At 65.5% G+C, this 15,122-nt stretch carries 12 protein-coding genes and 1 pseudogene; 5 read left to right on the forward strand and 8 right to left on the reverse strand.

The features are described 5' to 3' along the window. Both J2X09_RS15860 and J2X09_RS15865 read left to right on the forward strand, forming a co-directional pair. Nucleotides 1–427, forward strand: a pseudogene (locus tag J2X09_RS15860) (hypothetical protein); the annotation flags it as partial. Then, entirely contained in the window at nucleotides 424–969 is a 546-nt protein-coding gene (locus tag J2X09_RS15865; RefSeq protein WP_204731304.1) for a DUF2514 family protein, read from the forward strand. The pseudogene J2X09_RS15860 and the gene J2X09_RS15865, both read left to right, overlap by 4 nt. 89 nt (nucleotides 970–1,058) lie before the next feature. Here J2X09_RS15865 and J2X09_RS15870 read toward each other — a convergent pair whose 3' ends face one another. Then, entirely contained in the window at nucleotides 1,059–1,259 is a 201-nt protein-coding gene (locus J2X09_RS15870; RefSeq protein WP_310308740.1) for a hypothetical protein, read from the reverse strand. Between the two features lie 157 nt (nucleotides 1,260–1,416). Here J2X09_RS15870 and J2X09_RS15875 point away from each other — a divergent pair, with 157 nt between their 5' ends. After that, entirely contained in the window at nucleotides 1,417–2,427 is a 1,011-nt protein-coding gene (locus J2X09_RS15875; protein WP_204731302.1) for a P63C domain-containing protein, read from the forward strand. A gap of 36 nt (nucleotides 2,428–2,463) precedes the next feature. Then, a complete protein-coding gene (locus tag J2X09_RS15880; protein WP_204731301.1) occupies nucleotides 2,464–3,120 on the forward strand; it encodes an SOS response-associated peptidase in 657 nt (218 codons plus the stop codon). Between the two features lie 502 nt (nucleotides 3,121–3,622). On the opposite strand, the gene J2X09_RS15885 is transcribed toward J2X09_RS15880, so the two are convergent. The 7 genes from J2X09_RS15885 to dapC all read right to left on the reverse strand — a co-directional run bounded on the left by J2X09_RS15885 (nucleotide 3,623) and on the right by dapC (nucleotide 11,459). Next, a complete protein-coding gene (locus tag J2X09_RS15885) occupies nucleotides 3,623–3,871 on the reverse strand; it encodes a GlsB/YeaQ/YmgE family stress response membrane protein (protein WP_204731300.1) in 249 nt (82 codons plus the stop codon). Between the two features lie 104 nt (nucleotides 3,872–3,975). Continuing rightward, a complete protein-coding gene (locus J2X09_RS15890; protein WP_204731299.1) occupies nucleotides 3,976–5,973 on the reverse strand; it encodes an ABC-F family ATP-binding cassette domain-containing protein in 1,998 nt (665 codons plus the stop codon). Further along, on the reverse strand, nucleotides 5,970–6,875 hold the full coding sequence (gene prmB / locus J2X09_RS15895) for a 50S ribosomal protein L3 N(5)-glutamine methyltransferase (RefSeq protein WP_310308744.1): 906 nt from the start codon (nucleotides 6,873–6,875) through the stop codon (nucleotides 5,970–5,972). The genes J2X09_RS15890 and prmB overlap by 4 nt, the downstream gene beginning before the upstream one ends. Nucleotides 6,876–6,882: 7 nt before the next feature. Beyond that, nucleotides 6,883–8,055 (reverse strand): succinyl-diaminopimelate desuccinylase, encoded by a 1,173-nt coding sequence (dapE, locus tag J2X09_RS15900; protein WP_204731297.1) that lies wholly within the window; start codon nucleotides 8,053–8,055, stop codon nucleotides 6,883–6,885. Nucleotides 8,056–8,065: 10 nt separating this feature from the next. After that, nucleotides 8,066–9,226 (reverse strand): PilT/PilU family type 4a pilus ATPase, encoded by a 1,161-nt coding sequence (locus J2X09_RS15905; protein ID WP_204731296.1) that lies wholly within the window; start codon nucleotides 9,224–9,226, stop codon nucleotides 8,066–8,068. Between the two features lie 141 nt (nucleotides 9,227–9,367). Then, entirely contained in the window at nucleotides 9,368–10,192 is an 825-nt protein-coding gene (dapD, locus tag J2X09_RS15910; RefSeq protein WP_204731295.1) for a 2,3,4,5-tetrahydropyridine-2,6-dicarboxylate N-succinyltransferase, read from the reverse strand. Between the two features lie 43 nt (nucleotides 10,193–10,235). Then, nucleotides 10,236–11,459, reverse strand: a complete 1,224-nt coding sequence (gene dapC / locus J2X09_RS15915; protein WP_204731294.1) for a succinyldiaminopimelate transaminase — start codon at nucleotides 11,457–11,459, stop codon at nucleotides 10,236–10,238. Between the two features lie 135 nt (nucleotides 11,460–11,594). Here dapC and smc point away from each other — a divergent pair, with 135 nt between their 5' ends. Then, nucleotides 11,595–15,113 carry a chromosome segregation protein SMC gene (gene smc / locus J2X09_RS15920; RefSeq protein WP_204731293.1) on the forward strand — a complete coding sequence of 1,173 codons (3,519 nt, stop codon included), beginning with the start codon at nucleotides 11,595–11,597 and terminating at the stop codon, nucleotides 15,111–15,113. Nucleotides 15,114–15,122 lie beyond the last annotated feature (9 nt).

A 15,122-nucleotide genomic window follows, 5' to 3' on the forward strand; every position in this document is an offset into this window, starting at 1 on the left:
CGGTCACGATGAACCGACAACGGAGTCGGTCACGATGGGCCGAAATCCTCGGTCACGATACCGAAACCAGCGGTCACGTTGGTCCGAAATACCCACCTATGCCAACCGCAACGGCAACGGGAACGAGGCCAGCGGCGACGGCTGGAACTTCAGGGGGCGCGGGTTCGGGATCACGGGGCGCGCCAACTACGCTGCGGCCTCTCTGGGCGTGGGTCTGGGCTCGGTGTACCTGCAGAAGCCCGAACTGGTCGCGCAGCCCACAGACGCGTGCCTGAGTTTCGCGTGGTACTGGCTGAGCCGGGGGTGCAATCAGGCCATCGACTCGGGCAACTTCGACACCACGACCCGCCTGGTCAACGGTCCCGGGATGCTGCACAAGCATGAGCGTTCTGCAGCGTTCCACCGCAACCTGACGGCATTCGCATGACCAGGCTGCTCGACATCATTCCTTCGTGGTTGTGGGCGACCGCTCTCGCGGCCTCGCTGCTCGGCGGCACCGCCGCAGCGGGCTATCAGTACGTGCTGCTGAGCGCTGAGCGCGCCGCGCATTCGAAGTCGAAGGCCGACCACGCCACTGAGGTGGCGAATTCCAAGCAAGCCGCACTCGATCAATCCGAGGCATTCCGCAAGAAAGAACAGGAGCTACGTGATGCCCAAGTCGCCCACACCGCCGTGGTTCTCGCCCTCCAGGCTGATCTTGACCGCGCTCATCGTGCTGCTGAGCGTGCTTCTGCTGGCGTGCAACACGCCGCCGACGCCGCTGCAGCCGAAGCCCGTAGACGGTGTGCGGCCTCAACCACTGCCGACCCACGCGCGCCAGCCGGAGACCCCATCGGAGTGCTTGCCGACGTGCTCGGACGCGCTGACCGTCGAGCGGGGATCCTGGCGGACCTTGCTGACCGACGCGGCCTTGCCGGCCGATCCTGTGAGCGTGAGTACGACACCCTCTACCGAGCGCTGACCCAATAGCTCAACGGCAGTTGCCACCACCGTTGTCTCCTCGTCAGGTTCGCCTGGCGTTTCCCCCCTGGCCCTCGTGGTCAGGGGGTTTTCTGCTTTCAGAACGGCGTGGGCGAGCGTACTACCTCGACCGGGCCGGGCCCCTGGTAGACCACCTCGCCAGTGAGCACACGCGACACCGTCCACACATCTCCTTGATGCAGCAGCGTGTAGTCGCAAGGAAGGCCAGGCAGCACTTCTTGGGATCGCGTGATCAGCGGATCTGCGTTTGGCCGGCATAGCAGGGTGGGGTGGTCCATGGGGCTCATGGTATCGCCGCTGCACGCTTGCGCGACACGGCCCGGTTTGGGGCAGGCTGGCGATGAAAGTGCAAGCATGTCACATATTGCTTAATGCTTGCAAAATGCACAACGATGGCATACATTGCAAGCATCTCAATCAATGGATGCAAGCATCATGGACGAATCGAAGCCAAAAGGCCGAGCCAAAGGGGGCGTCGCGAGGGCTCGGGCTCTCACTCCGGAGCAACGAAAAGCGATCGCTGAAAAGGCGGCGAAGTCAAGATGGGGTGTTTCGACCGTTCCAACCGCAGAACATGTTGGGGCTGTGAAATTGGGCGAGTTGGCGCTTCAGTGTGCAGTGCTTCCTGATGGCCGACGGGTGTTGTCTCAACGCGGTCTGGCCGAAGCTCTCGGACGGCGCTATGGCGGGAACGATTTTCGCAACGATGATGAAGCCGATGATGGTGGTGGAAAATTGCCGTTCTACATGGCTGCAAAGAGCCTAAAACCGTTTGTTGACAATGACTTAGCGGTGGTGGTGAATTCGATCATTCCCTACCATCACGGCAAGGGTGGCGGTATCGCGCAAGGCGTAGATGCCAGCGCCTTGCCAAAGATCTGCGATGTCTGGTTGAAGGCCCGAGAGGCGGGCGTGTTGACACGGCCGCAGGCCGAGGTCGCCAGGCGTGCTGAGTTGCTGGTTCGTGGTCTGGCTCACGTCGGCATTGTTGCGCTCGTCGACGAGGCCACTGGATACCAGGAGGTTAGAGCGCGAGATGCGCTGCAGGCCTATCTGGAGAGATTCATTCGAAAAGAGCTGGCTGCGTGGGTAAAGGTGTTCCCCGACGAGTTTTTCCGCGAACTGTACCGATTGAAACGATGGCCATGGAGCGGGTCAAGTCGGCGCCCAGGCGTTGTAGGCCACTACATCAATGACCTCGTCTACAGCCGCTTGGGTCCTGGTGTGCTGGAGCAGCTCCAAGAGAAGAACCCGATCATGGAGAATGGCCGACGCCGAAACCGGCACACCCAGTGGCTGAGCGATGACTTAGGCCATCCTGCGCTTTCTCAGCACATGTTTGCATTGATCCGGTTCATGAGGGCAGAGTCGTCCTGGGACGAATTCCGAGTTCGCTTCTACAGAGCTTTCCCTCAACGCGGCGACAATCTGGAGTTGGACCTCTAGGCCTCCACATGAACTTTGGGGCTGTATGCTGCGTCCATGTGCAACCTCTACGGCTCCACCAAAATCGCCGGCATCCGCAAGCACTGGCGGCCAGTGAATGATCTCGACTGGGATGGTGGCGTCGTGGCGCCGCGCAAGCCCGGGCCCTTCATCCGCCGCGCGCGCGACGACTCCGGATACAGCCGTGAACTGGTGGTCGGGCGCTGGGGCCTGATCCCTTGGTTCTCCAAGACCTCGGACATCAAGTACGCCACGAACAACGCCCGCAGCGAGGAACTGACCGAGAAGGCCAGTTACAAGCACCCATGGGCGCGTGGCCAGCGCTGCATCATCCCAGCGGACTGGTTCGACGAACCGAACTGGGAGACCGGCAAAAACGAGTGGTGGCGCTTCCGCCGGACCGATGGTGAGCCCTGGGGCCTTGCGGGGCTGTGGAACGTCTGGAAAGACCCGGCGTCAGGCGAGGAGGTGGAGAGCTACACCATGCTGACCATCAACGCCGACAAGCACCCTCTGATGAAGCGGATGCACAAGCCAGACCCGAAGCTCGGGCCGACCGAGCAGGACAAGCGCAGCGTGATCGCCATCGAGCAGGCCGACGTGGACCAGTGGCTGGCGGGCACGGTGGCGGAGGCGAGCGACTTGTTGCGGCTGTCGCCGGTTGAGGTGTTCGATGCCGGCCCACGGGATTGATCAGCGGATGCGGGCCCCGCCGCGCTTGCCCGCTCCATAGATCGCCAGCCCGGGCGCTGGATCAACCTCAGGCGGGTAAAGCCACCCCACAGGCTGGGCCTCCCAGTACGCACACCCTTTGTAAGACAGGGCGTGGACCTGCAAGCTCTTGACGCACCACACAGCGCCCTCGTCCTGCTCAACCCACCCACCGAAGTGGTTGCAGTGCTCGCAGGCGCGGGCAGTGCGGGAGGTGTCGGGGCCGTCGTAGTGCATTGGGGCAGTCTACGCCCGAATCTGGGTGGGAGATTTTGGCAGAACGGGGTCAAAAACCGGGTTTTCAGGCGTCCGATGCGGCGAGTACACAGAGGGAAACAGGTATGCGCACTGTTCGCGTACCGTCCTTTTAATCCGTTGGTCGGCAGTTCGAGCCTGCCACGTCCTACCAGAAGACCAAAAGCCCCGATCTCACGATCGGGGCTTTTTTCTTGGTGGTTGCTGGCCGCGTGGACTCAGCGCAGCCTCACTTCTTCTTGAAGAAGCCGTAGACCACCAGCAGGATGATGGAGCCGATGACCGAGGCGATGAAGCCCACCGGCTCGCCTTGCTGGTAGAGGCCCAGCGCCACCCCCAGGTAGCCCGCCACGAAGGCGCCGGCCACGCCGAGCAGGGCGGTCATGATCCAGCCCATGCTGTCGTCGCCAGGTTTGAGCATGCGCGCCACGAAGCCGGCGATGAGGCCGATGAAAAGGGTGCCGAGAATGGACATCATGTTGGGAATCCTCCGGATTGGATAGAGAACCGCCGTACTCACGGCGGGCACCGCATCAGGATACCCCAGTCATGTGTCGCGTGCCTGGCCCATGTGGGGTTGGCTCAGGCGCTGGCAGCCTCGATCAGTTCCTGCAGTTCCAGCCAGCGCGCCTCAAGACCTTCGTTTTCATCGTTCACCGCCTTGAGGCGGCGGCCCGATTCGGCCAGATCCATGGGACTGGCGGGTTGGCCCAGCCGGGTTTCCAGGCCGGTCTTCTCCAGGGCAAGCTGCGCCATGCGCTTTTCAACCTGGTCCAGTTCCTTCCTCAGCGGCTTGGTCTTTTCGGCCAGCTGCTGGCGGCGCAAGGCATCCTGGCGCTTCTGTTCGGGTGTGCGGCCCGTCTCTGGCGTCTTGGGTGCTGGTACCGCGGCCGCTGCGGGCACAGGTGTGCGTGGCTGGCCGCGCTGTTCCTGGCGCTGCGCTTCGCGCGACTGTTTCGCCACGTCCAGCAGGTAGCGCTGGTAATCGTCCAGGTCGCCGTCGAAGGGTTCGATGCCGCCACGCGAAACGAGCAGGAATTCGTCGCACACGGCGCGCAGCAGTGCCCGGTCATGGCTCACCAGCATGACGGTGCCCTCGAACTCGTTGAGCGCCACCGACAGGGCCTCGCGTGTGGCGAGATCAAGGTGGTTGGTGGGTTCGTCGAGCAGCAGCAGGTTCGGGCGTTGCCACACGATCATGCACAGCACCAGGCGGGCCTTTTCGCCCCCGCTCATGCTGCCCACGCTTTGCTTCACCTGGTCACCGGTGAAGTTGAAGTTCCCCAGGAAGCTGCGAAGGTCCTGCTCGCGCGTGGGCTGGCCGCTCAGGCGGCCTTGCGCGGTGCAGTCGCGCACCAGCCGGATCATGTGCTCCAGCGGCGTGTCGGCAGGTCGCAGCACGTCGAGTTCCTGCTGGGCGAAGTAGCCGATGTTCAGCCCCTTGCCTTCGGTGATCTGGCCCGCCAGGGGCGCCAGATCGCGCGCGATGGTCTTGACCACCGTGGACTTGCCCTGACCGTTGGCGCCCAGGATGCCGATGCGCTGGCTGGCCAGCACGGAACGGCTGATGCCACGCACGATGGCCACCGGCTCGCCGCCGGCTTCGCGAGGAGGATAGCCGAAGGTGACGTTCTCCAGCGCCAGCATCGGGTTGGGCAGGTTTTGCGGCTCGCTGAACTCGAAGTTGAAGTCGGCTTCGGCGAGCACCGGGCCGATCTTCTCCATGCGCTCCAGCGCCTTGACGCGGCTCTGCGCCTGCTTGGCCTTGCTGGCTTTGGCCTTGAAGCGGTCGATGAACTTCTGCAGATGCGCCATCTTTTCCTGCTGGCGCGCGTAGGCGGTGGCCTGCAGCGCCATCTGCTCGGCGCGCATGTCTTCGAAGCGGCTGTAGTTGCCGCCGTAGCGGTTGAGCTGGACACGCTCGATGTGCACCGTGACGTTGGTGACCGCGTCGAGGAACTCGCGGTCGTGGCTGATCACGAGCAGCGTGCCATCGTAGCGCTTGAGCCAGGCTTCCAGCCAGACGAGGGCGTCCAGGTCCAGGTGGTTCGTGGGTTCGTCGAGCAGCAGCAGCTCGCTGGGGCACATGAGCGCGCGAGCGAGTTGCAGGCGCATGCGCCAGCCGCCCGAGAAGCTGTCCACCGGGCGTTCGAGCTCGTCGATGCGGAAGCCCAGGCCGAGGATGAGGGCCTGTGCGCGGGCGGGGGCATCGTGCGCGCCTGCGTCGTGCAGCGCCATGTAGGCGTGCGCCATGCGCTCGCCATCACCACTCTCTTCGGAGGCGGTGACTTCCGCCTGCGCCTGCATCAGGGTGGTGTCGCCCTCGATGACGAACTGTGTGGCGGACATGTCGGTTTCCGGCATGTCCTGGGCCACCTGCGCCATGCGCCAGTGCGAGGGCACGTTGAAGTCGCCCTTGTCTTCGTGCAGGGTGCCATCGAGCAGGCGGAACAGGCTGGACTTGCCTGCGCCATTGCGTCCGACAAGGCCGACCTTCTCGCCGGGATTGATGGTGCAGGAGGCGCCATCGAGCAACACCTTCGCTCCGCGGCGAAGGACAACGTTCTTCAGGGTGATCATGGGGCGGGCGTCTGCGCGGTGGGCAGCGCCGATAGGGATTCAAGGGTGAGCAGCAGTACCTGGTCGTCGCCAGCGCTGGTCTCGAGCCAGACCGCTTCCAGATGTGGAAAGGCGGCTTCGAAGTGTTCGCGTTCGTTGCCGATTTCCAGCACCAGCACAGCGTCAGGTTTGAGGCAGCGTGGTGCATCGCGCAAGAGGGCGCGGATGAAGTCCATGCCGTCCTCGCTGCCGGCGGTGTTTCCGTCGAGCGCCAGGCCAGGCTCCGCGCGGTATTCGGGGGGCAGCGTCGCCATGCTGTGCGCGTTCACGTAGGGCGGGTTGCACAGGATCAGGTCCCAGGGGCCAGGGCAGGCAGCCAGGCCATCGGACTCGACCAGCCGCACGCGGTCCATCAGTTCATGGCGATCGACGTTGATGCGGGCCACGGCGAGCGCGTCGGGGGAGATGTCGGCGCCGGTGACCTGCACGTCCGGGTAGGCCATGGCCGCGAGCACGGCGAGGCTGCCGTTGCCGGTGCAGAGATCCAGCACATCGCGGGTGCGCTCGCTGAGCCAGGGGTCGATGGAGCCGTCCGCCAGCAACTCGGCAATGAAGCTGCGCGGCACGATGGCCCGCCGATCCACATGGAAGGGGATGCCTTGCAGCCAGGCCTCTCCGGTGAGGTAGGCGGCGGGCTCGCGCGTGTCGATCCGGCGCTGGATGAGGGCTTGCGCGGCCGTCAGTTCTTCGAGCGAAACCGTGCGGCTGGCCAGCCGCTCGAGGTCGCTGTCCAGCGGCAGGCCGAGTTGCCAGAGCACGAGCCAGGCCGCTTCGTCATGCGCGTTGGTCGTGCCGTGGCCATAGGCCAGCTGTGCGGCCTCCAGACGTTGGCCCGCCTGGGCCAAGAGCTCGTTCAGGTTCACGGTGTGTTCACGCGCCCGCACGGGCCTGGGCGTCGAGCTGCTCCAGCGTGCGGCGGTAGATGTTCTTGAGGGGTTCGATGTCCGCCACGGCGACGTTTTCGTCCACCTTGTGGATGGTGGCATTGGGTGGGCCGAGCTCGATCACCTGTGGGCAGACCTGCGCGATGAAGCGGCCGTCACTTGTGCCACCGGTGGTCGACAGCATGGTATCCAGACCGACCTCGGCCAGGATGGCGGCTCGCACGGCGTCCACCAGCGTGCCGGGTGGCGTGAGGAACGGCCGGCCGCCCAATGTCCAGTCGAGATCGAAGTCCGCGCCCGGGTTCAGCCCGTGGCGCTGCAGAAGATCGAGCACGCGCTGCTGCAGTCCTTCGGGTGTGGACTCGGTGGAGAAACGGAAGTTGAAGTCGAGCACCACCGTTCCAGGGATCACGTTGCTCGCGCCTGTGCCGCCGTGGATGTTGCTGATCTGCCAGCTGGTGGGCGGAAAGAACGCGTTGCCCTGGTCCCAGACGGTGGCCGCGAGTTCGGCCAGCGCCGGAGCGGCCAGGTGGATCGGGTTCTTCGCCAGGTGCGGATAGGCGATGTGGCCCTGGATACCCTTGACGGTGAGTTTGCCGCTCATCGTGCCGCGCCGGCCGTTCTTGATCATGTCGCCGGTGCGCTCCACGGAGGTCGGCTCGCCGACGATGCACCAGTCCAGCCGCTCGCCGCGTTGCCTCAACGTTTCACAGACGACCACGGTGCCGTCGAGCGCGGGGCCTTCCTCGTCGCTGGTGAGCAGGAAGGCGATGTCGATGGCCGGGGTGGGATGGGTGGCGTGGAACTCCTCGCACGCCACGACCATCGCCGCCAGCGAGGTCTTCATGTCGGCACTGCCCCGGCCAAACAGCCTGCCCTCGCGGTGGCTCGGCACGAAGGGGTCGCTGGTCCAGGCGGTCGCGGGGCCGGTCGGCACCACATCCGTGTGGCCGGCGAACACGAGGGTGGGTTGTCTGCCCTCGCCCAGGCGCGCCCACAGGTTGGTCACACGGAAGTCGGCGGGGCCGCTTTCGATGGTTTCGCAGGCAAAGCCCAGCCGCGCCAGCCGTGCCCCCAGCATGGCCTGGCAACCCTCGTCCCGGGGCGTGATGGAGGGGCAGGCGATCAGGGCTTCGGCCAGGCGCAGGGTGTCGGTCATCGGACGCGGTTCAGAATTTGACGTCGAGCGTGAACTCGGTGAAGGTCGCGTTGTCGCCCGCGTCTTCCTCGGCGGCCTGCGCGGCCTCGGCCGCCTTCGACGCATTGAAGTCGTTCTGCAGGCGCCACAGCAGGTTGTTGGGCGAATCGGCGTGGGCCAGGCCTTCGTTGCGGGAGACGAGGCCGTCGCTGATCAGGCGCGCAAGGTCCTGCTCGAAGCTCTGCGATCCTTCGGCCAGCGATTTCTCCATTGCATCGCGCACACCGGAAAAGTCGGACTTCTGGATCAGGTCGGCGATCAGCGATGTGTTGAGCATCACCTCCATGGCCGGCACGCGCCCGCCGGTGTGGGTGCGCAGCAGGCGTTGCGAGACGATGGCGCGCAAGGCGGCGGCCAGATCGCCGAGCATGGTCGGGCGCACTTCCACCGGGTAGAAGCTCAGGATGCGGTTGAGCGCCTGGTAGCTGTTGTTGGCGTGCAGCGTGGCCAGACACAGGTGGCCCGACTGCGCGTAGGCGATCGCGGCGGACATGGTCTCACGGTCCCGGATCTCGCCGATCAGGATCACATCTGGCGCCTGGCGCAACGCGTTCTTGAGGGCGATCTGCAACGACGCCGTATCGGGCCCGATCTCGCGCTGGTTCACCACAGACTTCTTGTTGCGGTAGACGTACTCGATCGGGTCTTCGATGGTGAGTACATGGCCGGTGGTGCGCTCGTTGCGGTGATCGATCATCGCGGCCAGCGTGGTGCTCTTGCCGGCACCGGTGGCACCCACCATGAGCACCAGGCCTCGCTTTTCCATGATGAGGTCAGCCAGCACGGGCGCCACATTGAGCGAGTCCAGCGGCGGAATGTCGCCAGGCACGAAACGGATCACCGCCGCGATGTGGCCGCGCTGGCGGAACGCACTGATGCGGAAGTTGCCCAGCGCTTCCAGCGGAACCGCCATGTTCAGTTCGCCAGTTTCCTGCAGCTCTTCCATCCGGGTCGGCGGCAGGATTTCAGCGAGCAGATTGCGGGGTGCTTCCGGCGGCAGCACCTGGCTGTTGATGGGAATCGTCTGCCCGTTGATCTTGATCATCGCCGGCGCATGCGCCGTCAGGTACACGTCCGAGGCCTTCTTGTCGGCCATCAGACGCAGGATGCGCTCCATCGTTCCGCTGCTCATACCGAACCTTTCACGCCATCAAACAAGAGAGAGACACGTCAACGAAAGGACGCCAGTCCTGGCGCACCGCCGAACCGGCTGTGCCGGGCGGCTGGTGCTGCCCCTCGAAGGGGGCGTGGAGCGCGGCGCGGGTGGTCATGATCAATCGCGCAGCAGATCGTTCAGGCTGGTCTTCGAGCGGGTCTGCGCGTCCACGCGCTTGACGATGATGGCCGCATACAGGCTGTACTTGCCGCCATCCTTGGGCAGGTTGCCGCTGATGACCACCGAGCCGGCCGGCACGCGGCCATAGCTCACCTCGCACGAGGCGCGATCGTAGATGGGCGTGCTCTGGCCGATGTACACGCCCATGGAGATGACCGAGTTCTCCTCGATCACCACGCCCTCGACGATTTCCGAGCGGGCGCCGATGAAGCAGTTGTCTTCGATGATGGTCGGGCCGGCCTGCAGCGGCTCGAGCACGCCGCCGATGCCCACGCCACCCGAGAGGTGCACGTTCTTGCCGATCTGGGCGCAGGAGCCGACCGTGGCCCAGGTGTCGACCATGGTGTTCTCGTCCACGTAGGCACCGATGTTCACGTAGCTGGGCATGAGGATCGCGCCTTTGGCGATGTAGCTGCCACGGCGGGCCACGGCCGGAGGCACCACGCGCACGCCGGTGGCCTTCATCTCGGTTTCGCTCAGGTGGGCGAACTTGGTCTTGACCTTGTCGAAGAAGCCCAGATCGCCGGCGCGCATCACTTCGTTGTCCGACAGCCGGAACGACAGCAGCACGGCTTTCTTGATCCACTGGTGCACCGTCCACTGGCCCACGCCTCCACGCGTGGCCACGCGCAGCCTGCCGTTGTTGAGCTCACTGATCACGTGTTCCACCGCGTCCACCACTTCCTTGGGAGCTGAAGCGGGGGAGAGTTCGGCGCGGTTGTCCCAGGCGTTGTCGATCAGGGTTTGCAGTTGTTGGGTCATGGTCTCAGGGCAAGGGTGAAGAAAAAGGAAATCGGAGCGTCGCTCAGGCGCGGCGCGACATGAATGCGTGAATGCGTCTGGCGGCTTCCAGGCATTCGCCGGGTTCGGCCACCAGGGCCATGCGCACGCGCCCGTTGCCGGGGTTCATGCCACCGGTCTCCCGGGCGAGGTAGCTGCCGGGGAGAACCGTCACATTGTATTGAGCCAGGAGTTCGCGGGCGAAGGCCTCGTCGGCGCTCAGGCCCGCTGCGGCATTGGCGAAGGACGCGGGCACACCGGCCCAGAGATAGAAAGAGGCATCGGGCAGGGCGACGTCGAGCACCTCGGCCAGCAGCGGGGTGACCTGATCGAACTTCTCGCGGTACTGGCGACGGTTGTCCACCACGTGGGTTTCGTCGCCCCAGGCGGCCACACTCGCTGCCTGCACCACGGGGCTCATGGCGCCGCCGTGGTAGGTGCGGTAGAGGAGAAAGGGCTTGATCAGCGTGGCGTCACCCGCCACGAAACCGCTGCGCAGGCCGGGCACATTGCTGCGCTTGGAGAGGCTGGTGAAGATCATGAGCCGGCGGAAATCGCTGCGGCCGAGCTTGACGGCCGCTTCCAGCCCGCCCAGCGGCGGCTCGTCGCGGAAGTAAATCTCGCTGTAGCACTCGTCGGAGACGATCACGAAGCCGTGGCGGTCGCTGAGCTCGAACAGGCGCTGCCATTCGTCCAGCGGCACCACCGCACCGGCGGGGTTGCCTGGCGAACAGACGAACAGCAGTTGCGTGCGTGCCCACACGGCTTCGGGGACGCTGTCCCAGTCGGCGGCGAAGTTGCGTGCCGGGTCGCTGGCCACGTAATGCGGCTCGGCGCCGGCCAGCAGGGCCGCGCCCTCATAGATCTGATAGAAAGGATTGGGCATGACCACGGTGGCGCCCGGCCGCGTCGGGTCGATCACCGTCTGGGTGAAGGCGAACAGCGCTTCACGCGAGCCGTTCACGGGGAGCACCTGCGTGGCGGCGTCCAGCGGCACGCCATAGCGTCGCGTCACCCAGTCCGCACACGCTTCGCGCAACGCGGGTGTGCCTGCGGTGGCGGGGTAGCTGCTCAGGCCGGTGTCGAGCGCGCCGGCCAGCACCTGCTTCAGAAAATCGGGCGCCGCGTGCCTCGGTTCGCCGATGCCCAGGCTGATGGGTGGCAGATCGGGGTTGGGGATGACGTCGGCAAAGAGCTTGCGCAGCCGCTCGAAGGGGTAGGGCTGCAGGCGCGAGAGCAGGGGGTTCATGGCCGAGGATTATCGGGCTTGGCGCAGGCGGCTGGCCGGGCGGCATCGCAGCGCGCATGCACGGTATCATCAAGCGCTCCTCCGCCGTGCCATGCGCGGCGAAAATGCCTTTGAATTCAATCACTTGGCCATAGCGTGCGCCTCAATTCGATCAAGCTCTCGGGCTTCAAATCCTTCGCCGAGCCCACCAACTTCATGCTGCCGGGGCAGCTCGTGGGTGTGGTCGGGCCCAATGGCTGCGGCAAGTCCAACATCATGGACGCGGTCCGCTGGGTGCTGGGTGAGTCCAAGGCGTCGGAACTGCGTGGCGAGTCCATGCAGGACGTCATCTTCAACGGCACCACCTCGCGCAAGCAGGCCAGCCGCTCCAGCGTCGAACTGGTGTTCGACAACAGCGACCACCGCGCTGGCGGACAGTGGGGCCAGTTCGGCGAGATCGCCGTCAAGCGCGTGCTCACGCGCGACGGCACCAGCAGCTACTACATCAACAACCAGCCCGTGCGCCGCCGCGACGTGCAGGACGTTTTCCTGGGCACGGGCCTTGGGCCGCGTGCCTACGCCATCATCGGCCAGGGCACGATCAGCCGGATCATCGAGAGCAAGCCCGAGGAGCTGCGTCTCTTCCTCGAGGAAGCCGCCGGTGTCTCGAAGTACAAGGAGCGTCGCCGCGAGACCGCACACCGGCTGGCCGACACGCGCGAGAACCTCACCCGGGTCGAGGACATCCTGCGCGAACTCAACGCCAACCTGGAAAAGCTGGAAAAGCAGGCCGAGGTGGCCGCGCATTACAACCAGCTGCAGGCCAGTGCAACGCTCAAGCAGCAGCAACTGTGGTTCCTCAAGCGCAGCGAGGCGGAGTCCGATCAGGTCAAGGTGAAGACCGACGCCGCCCAGGCGGTGAACGACCTGGAATCGCGCACGGCAGACCTGCGCCGCATCGAGTCCGAGCTCGAGACGATCCGTCAGGCGCACTACGCGGCGGGCGATCAGGTGAACCAGGCCCAGGGCAAGCTCTACGAGGCGAGTGCCGAGGTCGGCAAGCTGGAGGCGGAAATCCGTTTCGTGGTCGAAGGCCGTCAGCGCGTCGAGCAGCGTCTGGTGCAACTCAAGGAGCAGATCGCCTCCTGGTCGACCCGCAGCCAGGACGCTGCGGTGGAACTGGAGCAACTGGCCGAATCGATGGTGCAGGCCGAAGACCAGTCCGTCGTGCTGGCCGCGCAGGGCGAAGAGCAGGCGGGCGCGCTGCCCGCGCTGGAAGACAGCCTGCGGGCCGCCCAGGCGCGTGCCAATGAGCAGCGCGCCAGCGTCACGCAGGTGCAGCAGCAGATCCAGGTGCTGGCGGCAGAGCAGCGCAACGTCGAGGAGCAGAGCCGCGCGCTCAACCAGCGGCGCGAGCGGCTGATGGCCGATCGCAATGCACTGGCGGCGCCCGACGAAGCGCGTCTGCAGAACGCACAGGCGCAATTGGCCACGGCGCAGGAAGCTGCCGAGCTGCACGACGCCGTGCTGCATGAGTTGCAGGACAGCGTGCCCCAGCTGGACGAGGTGCGCCGTGCCGCGCAGCAGGCGGTGAACCAGGAGTCCGGGAAGCAGGCCGACCTGTCGGCCCGCATGGAGGCGCTCAAGGCGCTGCAGGACAAGGTCAGGACCGACGGCAAGCTCAAGCCCTGGCTGGCCAGGCATGGGCTGGACGGCCTGCAGGGTCTGTGGAGCCGCATCCATATCGAAGCCGGTTGGGAGAACGCCCTGGAAGCCGCGCTGCGCGAACGCATGGGCGCGCTGGAGGTGTCGCGGCTCGACATGGTGCGGGCGTTCGGCAACGACGCGCCACCGGCCAAGCTGGCTTTCTACAGCCCACCGCCCGGTGCCGCCGCACCGGCCGGCACCACCGGCCTCAAGCCGCTTGTGCAATGGCTGCGCCTGAACGATGCCGGCCAGCAAGCCTTGCTGGCCGAATGGTTGCATGGCTGCCTGACGGCCGGCAGCCTGGAAGAAGCGCTGGCCCAGCGATCGCAGCTCAAGCCTGGCGAGGTGATCTTCGTGGCCAGCGGCCATGCCGTCACCGCACACAGCGTGAGCTTCTACGCGCCCGACAGCGAGCAGGCCGGCCTGCTGGCGCGCGCGCAGGAAATCGAGAACATCGACAAGCAGCTCAAGGCGCAGCTGCTGATCGCGGAGCAGGCCCGCTCGGCCCTGATCCGCGCCGAGGCGGCCTACACCGATGCGTCGCAGCGCCTGGTGGGCGCGCGGCGCGAGGCGGCCGAATCGCGCAGCCGTGCCCATGAACTGCAGGTGGAAGCGCTGCGGCTGACGCAGATGGCCGAGCAGACGCGTGCGCGCAGCGAGCAGATCGGCGCCGACCTGGCGGAAGTGGACGCCCAGCTGGAGGAATTGCAGGAACGGCGCGTCACGGCCGAGGCGCGGTTCGAAGAACTGGATATGCAACTGGCCGACAGCCAGGAGCGCCATGCCCAGTTCGACGACAAGGTGATCGAAGCCGAGCGCGCCCTCAACCAGGCGCGCGAACAGCAACGTTCGCTGGAACGCACTGCGCAGGAGGCCGTGTTTGCCCTGCGCAGCCTGCAGGCACGGCAGAGCGAGCTGCAGCGCGCGATGGAGACCGCTGCCACACAGGAAAAGTCGCTTGCGGATGAGGAGCAGCGCGCTGCCGATGAGCTCGGTCGCCTCAACGATGCCGCTGCCCAGGCCGGTCTGCAGAACGCGCTCGCCATGAAGCTGGAGCGCGAGCAGGCGCTGGGCGCCCTGCGCAGCCAGTACGACGAACTCACCGCCAAGCTGCGCGCCAGCGACGAACGCCGCCTGCAGCTGGAACGCGAACTCGAACCGTTGCGCAACCGCATCACCGATTTCCAGCTCAAGGAGCAGGCCGCCCGACTGGGCGTGGAGCAGTACAGCCAGTTGCTCGAAGAGGCCCAGGCCGATCTGGCGGCCGTGGCGCAAAGCATCACCGAGGGCAATGTGCGTCTGAGCGGCCTGCAGGGTGAGATCGATCGGCTGCACCGCGAAATCCAGTCACTGGGCGCGGTCAACCTCGCCGCGCTCGACGAACTCACTGCCGCGCGCGAACGCAAGACGTTCCTGGATGCGCAGTCGACCGACCTGATCGACGCCATGAACACGCTGGAAGACGCGATCAGGAAAATCGACAACGAGACCCGCGAGTTGCTGGGCAGCACCTTCGAGACCGTCAACACGCATTTCGGCCGGATGTTCCCCGAACTCTTCGGCGGCGGTAACGCGAAGCTGGTGATGACCGGCGAGGAAATCCTGGACGCTGGCGTGCAGGTGATGGCTCAGCCGCCGGGCAAGAAGAACCAGACCATCCACCTGCTGTCGGGCGGGGAGAAGGCGCTCACCGCCATCGCGCTGGTGTTCGCCATCTTCCAGTTGAATCCTGCGCCGTTCTGTCTGCTGGACGAGGTGGACGCACCGCTGGACGATGCCAACACCGAGCGCTACGCCAAGCTGGTGACCGCCATGTCCAGGGAAACCCAGTTCCTGTTCATCAGCCACAACAAGATCGCCATGGAAATGGCCGAGCAACTGATCGGCGTCACCATGCAGGAGCAGGGTGTCTCCCGTATCGTCGCGGTGGACATGGAATCGGCCGCCGGCATGCTCGAACCCACCTGACCATCGTCA

Source organism: Hydrogenophaga laconesensis (assembly GCF_031457235.1).
GTDB classification, from domain to species: domain Bacteria; phylum Pseudomonadota; class Gammaproteobacteria; order Burkholderiales; family Burkholderiaceae_C; genus Hydrogenophaga; species Hydrogenophaga laconesensis.